Source organism: Rothia sp. 88186D007BW, assembly GCF_053544215.1.
Window position 1 is genome coordinate 1 of record NZ_JBPPTR010000020.1, and the last position, 5,419, is coordinate 5,419.

The window sequence follows — 5,419 nt, forward strand, 5'->3', positions numbered from 1 at the left end:
ATAGACTAAATGAGTTGCCCAAACGGGTAACACACAAACATGAGAATGACCGATACGAAACACCGGCCAGTGAAACACTAGCTAGGGTTGAGAATGCGGTTTGTTGCTTGAAAACTCAATAGCGTACCAATGTTATAAATAACATTCTTATCGTCCATCATCACAATACCACACCACACGGTGCAAGGAATGTGAGATGGTCTTGAACTGATACCAAATATTTATAGAACACGTAAGAAACCACCGGTTTCTTACTGAATTTGATAATCAATTGGTTTCAGATTCGTCAGCTCGAACCACACCACCCCGTGGTGAATGGTTCGCTAACAATCAGAGACTAGGATCATCAACTACTTCATTTTTTCAACGGAGAGTTTGATTCTGGCTCAGGACGAACGCTGGCGGCGTGCTTAACACATGCAAGTCGAACGATGAAGCCCAGCTTGCTGGGTGGATTAGTGGCGAACGGGTGAGTAATACGTGAGTAACCTGCCTTTAACTCTGGGATAAGCCTTGGAAACGGGGTCTAATACCGGATACGACCAGTTCCCGCATGGGATGCTGGTGGAAAGGGATATGTACTGGTTTTAGATGGGCTCACGGCCTATCAGCTTGTTGGTGAGGTAACGGCTCACCAAGGCGACGACGGGTAGCCGGCCTGAGAGGGTGACCGGCCACACTGGGACTGAGACACGGCCCAGACTCCTACGGGAGGCAGCAGTGGGGAATATTGCACAATGGGCGCAAGCCTGATGCAGCGACGCCGCGTGAGGGATGACGGCCTTCGGGTTGTAAACCTCTTTCAGCAGGGAAGAAGCGAAAGTGACGGTACCTGCAGAAGAAGCGCCGGCTAACTACGTGCCAGCAGCCGCGGTAATACGTAGGGCGCGAGCGTTGTCCGGAATTATTGGGCGTAAAGAGCTTGTAGGCGGTTTGTCGCGTCTGCTGTGAAAGCCCGGGGCTTAACCCCGGGTTTGCAGTGGGTACGGGCTAACTAGAGTGCAGTAGGGGAGACTGGAATTCCTGGTGTAGCGGTGAAATGCGCAGATATCAGGAGGAACACCAATGGCGAAGGCAGGTCTCTGGGCTGTAACTGACGCTGAGAAGCGAAAGCATGGGGAGCAAACAGGATTAGATACCCTGGTAGTCCATGCCGTAAACGTTGGGCACTAGGTGTGGGGGACATTCCACGTTTTCCGCGCCGTAGCTAACGCATTAAGTGCCCCGCCTGGGGAGTACGGCCGCAAGGCTAAAACTCAAAGAAATTGACGGGGGCCCGCACAAGCGGCGGAGCATGCGGATTAATTCGATGCAACGCGAAGAACCTTACCAAGGCTTGACATATACTGGATCGCTCTAGAGATAGAGTTTCCCTTCGGGGCTGGTATACAGGTGGTGCATGGTTGTCGTCAGCTCGTGTCGTGAGATGTTGGGTTAAGTCCCGCAACGAGCGCAACCCTCGTTCTATGTTGCCAGCACGTAATGGTGGGGACTCATAGGAGACTGCCGGGGTCAACTCGGAGGAAGGTGGGGATGACGTCAAATCATCATGCCCCTTATGTCTTGGGCTTCACGCATGCTACAATGGCCGGTACAAAGGGTTGCGATACTGTGAGGTTGAGCTAATCCCAAAAAGCCGGTCTCAGTTCGGATTGGGGTCTGCAACTCGACCCCATGAAGTCGGAGTCGCTAGTAATCGCAGATCAGCAACGCTGCGGTGAATACGTTCCCGGGCCTTGTACACACCGCCCGTCAAGTCACGAAAGTTGGTAACACCCGAAGCCGATGGCCTAACCCCTTGTGGGAGGGAGTCGTCGAAGGTGGGATTGGCGATTGGGACTAAGTCGTAACAAGGTAGCCGTACCGGAAGGTGCGGCTGGATCACCTCCTTTCTAAGGAGCTTCAACATTTTTGGTTGAGCCATGCTTGGCGCGAGTGTCGCTAAGGTGGTTTGCTCATGGGTGGAATGTTAGTTCAGGTGCCTGCTTGAGGGTGGGTGCTGATGAGAGTGTGTAATGCTGGTGCGCTTTTGGGTTTTGAGGTAATAAGCCAGTGTGGTTTGTTGCTCTCAGGTTCCCGGCACGGAAGTTGTGGTCAGGTTTTTTGTCTGGTTGCCTTGCGTGGTATCGGGTTGTTGTTTGAGAACTGTATAGTGGACGCGAGCATCTTCGAATTTATTTGAAGAAATCTCAATTCAATGTTTGGATTGTGTTCTTTTGATACTTTTGATTTTGTACTTAGTTAGTCAAGGTTAATATCTTTGATTTTATCTGTGTGTAAGTTATTAAGGGCACACGGTGGATGCCTTGGCACTAGAAGCCGATGAAGGACGTGTGAATCTGCGAAAAGCCTGGGGGAGCCGATAACAGGGCGTTGATCCCAGGGTGTCCGAATGGGGAAACCCAGCAAGCCATCATGGTTTGTTACCACCAGTTGAATGTATAGGCTGGTTGGAGGGAACGAGGGGAAGTGAAACATCTCAGTACCCTCAGGAAGAGAAAATAACAAATGATTCTGTGAGTAGTGGCGAGCGAAAGCGGAAGAGACTAAACCTGTGGTGTGTGATACCGGTTGAGGGTTGCATCATGGGGGTTGTGGGAGTACGCATGGCAGTTTCAACCAGCTGCCAACGTGATGTTCTAGCATGTAGGTGAACGCCTTGGGATGGGCGACCGGAGAGGGTGAGAGTCCTGTAATCGTCATGTGTTAGACCGCGTGTGTGCCACCCGAGTAGCACGGGGCTCGTGGAATCTCGTGTGAATCTGCCAGGACCACCTGGTAAGTCTAAATACTTTCTAGTGACCGATAGTGAATCAGTACCGTGAGGGAATGGTGAAAAGTACCCCGGGAGGGGAGTGAAATAGTACCTGAAACCGTGTGCTTACAAGCCGTTGGAGCCTTGTGGGGTGACAGCGTGCCTTTTGAAGAATGAGCCTGCGAGTTAGTGTTCTGTCGCGAGGTTAACCCGTGTGGGGAAGCCGTAGCGAAAGCGAGTCTGAAGAGGGCGAGTTGAGTGGCAGGATCTAGACCCGAAGCGGAGTGATCTATCCATGGCCAGGTTGAAGCGACGGTAAGACGTCGTGGAGGACCGAACCCACTTCAGTTGAAAATGGAGGGGATGAGCTGTGGATAGGGGTGAAAGGCCAATCAAACTCTGTGATAGCTGGTTCTCCCCGAAATGCATTTAGGTGCAGCGTTACGTGTTTCTTGCCGGAGGTAGAGCTACTGGATGGCCGATGGGCCCCACAGGGTTACTGACGTCAGCTAAACTCCGAATGCCGGTAAGTGAGAGCGTAGCAGTGAGACAGTGGGGGATAAGCTTCATTGTCGAGAGGGAAACAGCCCAGACCATCAACTAAGGTCCCTAAGCGTGTACTAAGTGGGAAAGGATGTGGAGTTGCTTAGACAACCAGGAGGTTGGCTTAGAAGCAGCCACCCTTGAAAGAGTGCGTAATAGCTCACTGGTCAAGTGATTCTGCGCCGATAATGTAGCGGGGCTCAAGTACACCACCGAAGTTATGGCAATCAACTATTTTTTGTTGGTTGGGTAGGGGAGCGTCGTGTATCCAGTGAAGCTGCGGTGTAAACCAGTGGTGGAGGGTATGCGAGTGAGAATGCAGGCATGAGTAGCGAATCACGGGTGAGAAACCCGTGCGCCGGATGATCAAGGGTTCCAGGGTCAAGCTAATCTGCCCTGGGTTAGTCGGGGCCTAAGGCGAGGCCGACAGGCGTAGTCGATGGATAACGGGTTGATATTCCCGTACCGGTGAAAAACCGCCCATACTGATATTTTGATGCTAACTGTGAGAAGCTGTTTGTAACCCTGCCACTTGTGGTGGGGAGCTTGTGGTGGACTGCAGGACCCGATTTTTGGAGGTAAACGTATTAACAGGTGTGACGCAGGAAGGTAGCTAAGCCACGCGATGGTTGTCGTGGTCTAAGCGTGTAGGGTATCCGGTTGTTAAATGCGCCGGTGTTGGCCTGAGACGTGATGGGACCCCGTTTGTGGGGGATTTGGTGATCCTATGCTGCCGAGAAAAGCATCGACGTGAGGTTTTAGCCGCCCGTACCCGAAACCGACACAGGTGATCAGGTAGAGAATACTAAGGCGATCGAGAGAATCATGGTTAAGGAACTCGGCAAAATGTCCCCGTAACTTCGGGAGAAGGGGAGCCTTGAGCGTGAGCGGTCCGTGCGGCCGTGAGCGTGTATGGGTCGCAGAGAATTGGGGGAAGCGACTGTTTATCAAAAACACAGGTCCGTGCGAAGTCGTAAGACGATGTATACGGACTGACTCCTGCCCGGTGCTGGAAGGTTAAGAGGATTGGTTAGCCCGCTTTTTGTGGGCGAAGCTGAGAATTTAAGCCCCAGTAAACGGCGGTGGTAACTATAACCATCCTAAGGTAGCGAAATTCCTTGTCGGGTAAGTTCCGACCTGCACGAATGGAGTAACGACTTCCCTACTGTCTCAACCATGAACTCGGCGAAATTGCAGTACGAGTAAAGATGCTCGTTTCGCGCAGCAGGACGGAAAGACCCCGTGACCTTTACTATAGTTTGGTATTGGTGTTCGGTGCGGCTTGTGTAGGATAGGTGGGAGACTGTGAAGCTGGCACGCTAGTGTTAGTGGAGTCGTTGTTGAAATACCACTCTGGTCGCTCTGGATGTCTAACTTCGGCCCGTGATCCGGGTCAGGGACAGTGCCTGATGGGTAGTTTAACTGGGGCGGTTGCCTCCCAAAAAGTAACGGAGGCGCCCAAAGGTTCCCTCAGCCTGGTTGGCAATCAGGTGTTGAGTGTAAGTGCACAAGGGAGCTTGACTGTGAGACTGGCAGGTCGAGCAGGGACGAAAGTCGGGACTAGTGATCCGGCGGTACGTTGTGGAACGGCCGTCGCTCAACGGATAAAAGGTACCTCGGGGATAACAGGCTGATCTTGCCCAAGAGTCCATATCGACGGCATGGTTTGGCACCTCGATGTCGGCTCGTCGCATCCTGGGGCTGGAGTTGGTCCCAAGGGTTGGGCTGTTCGCCCATTAAAGCGGTACGCGAGCTGGGTTCAGAACGTCGTGAGACAGTTCGGTCCCTATCCGCTGCGCGCGTTGGAAATTTGAGAAAGGCTGTCCTTAGTACGAGAGGACCGGGACGGACGAACCTCTGGTATGTCAGTTGTACCGCCAGGTGCATGGCTGATTGGCTACGTTCGGGAGGGATAACCGCTGAAAGCATCTAAGCGGGAAGCCTGTTTCGAGATGAGATTTCCTGGTGGTTTGTGCCACGTGAGGATCCCTATAGATGATGGGGTTGATAGGCCAGGTATGGACGCGGGGAATGCCCGTGGAGTTGACTGGTACTAATAGTCCGAAGGCTTACATTTTTTTCTGGGTATGTTTGTTGTTTGCGTCCACTGTATGGTTTTGA

Annotated in this window: 2 rRNA genes; both read left to right on the top strand. The window is 52.4% G+C overall.

Annotated elements, in window-relative coordinates:
- The first annotated feature begins 363 nt into the window (after positions 1-363).
- A 16S ribosomal RNA gene (locus tag ACEE09_RS09205) occupies positions 364-1,892 on the top strand.
- A gap of 382 nt (positions 1,893-2,274) precedes the next feature.
- Positions 2,275-5,375: ribosomal RNA gene (locus ACEE09_RS09210) — 23S ribosomal RNA — on the top strand.
- The 16S and 23S rRNA genes sit together here, the layout of an rRNA operon.
- The last annotated feature ends 44 nt before the right edge of the window (positions 5,376-5,419 follow it).